Genomic DNA, 1112 nt, shown 5'->3' with positions numbered 1-1112 from the left:
GATAAAATTAAAATATAGTTAAATAATTGGAGGGGTTATGAATAGAGAGAATGAAATTTTTGAGAAGGAAATGCTTGGAAAAAGTCTGAGAGAGATGTTTTTTGAGATGAATGTGGAGATGCAGAAGAGATTTCGGGAAATCAAAGATAAGTTTTTAGAAGCAAAAATTAATGAGAGTTCCGAATATGAAGATATTTTTGTTGAAACAGTATTAGTGGAAAAAGAAGATGTATTTAAAATGGATGGAGTGTTTTTTCCTGTGGTTGATAAAATAGATATTATTGATGAGAATTATAAGGATATTTATTTGGAAAATGTATATTTGAATTTGGATTTACGTAAGATTAATGAGGTTTTGGAAAGAGAATTTTTTGGATGGATAGACATTGACGGAGATAATTATGAGGTTAAAGTCAGGTTTGTAAAAGATGAGAGATATTTTGAAGAAATAAAAAAATTGTATAATTCTTTTGAACTTAATGGAAAAAAATGGAAAACTATTAATATAGCGCATTTTATGAGGTGTTATAAGATTAAACTGGCTGAGTATGGTTTTGATATGTCGCAGGATATTTTGGAGAAAATTCAAAATGGAAAATATGAGATTACTTATGATTTTGAAGAAAGTCAGGATAAAGTTCTAAGAGATAGGGAATTGCTTTGGAATATTGAAAAGAAAAATATAATAAGCAGCATTTTTGTGCGTCCGACAAAAATTGACATATCTTTTGAATATACAATAAATTTTGAAAGTGATGAACAGATTTTGGTATCAAATAATGAAAATGAAGATATTTTGTGTTGCTATTACAGCGGAAAAAACAAATTAAATATTCTTTCAAAGAAAAATACAGGCGATATTTGGGATGTATTTTCAATAAAGCCAATCGAAAAATGCATAAAAATTCTTGAACTTTATGGAAAAAGTAGCGAGAATCAGGAAAATTATTTTCATTTTACAAATTTTAGAAATAAGAGCTTTATCGATAAAATTCAAACAAAAAATAGAAATACTAGAAGCCGTGCATTTTTAGAAAAATATTTTTTGGAATATGAATTTACAAAAGATAAAATTTTGTTAAAAGATATTAATTTTAAAGAAAATATTGAAA

Annotated in this window: 1 protein-coding gene; it reads left to right on the top strand. The window is 26.1% G+C overall.

Annotation, left to right across the window (positions count from 1 at the left end):
• Window positions 1-37: 37 nt before the first annotated feature.
• Window positions 38-1112, top strand: a 1075-nt coding sequence (locus tag Q0370_RS10815; protein WP_299575600.1) for a hypothetical protein, incomplete at its 3' end; no start/stop codon positions are given.

Origin of the sequence: uncultured Leptotrichia sp. (assembly GCF_938036635.1) — a bacterium.
In the GTDB taxonomy this organism is placed as follows: Bacteria; Fusobacteriota; Fusobacteriia; order Fusobacteriales; family Leptotrichiaceae; genus Leptotrichia; species Leptotrichia hongkongensis.
The sequence above is the reverse complement of the archived record's forward strand: the minus strand, read 5'-3'. Positions and strand labels throughout refer to the sequence as shown.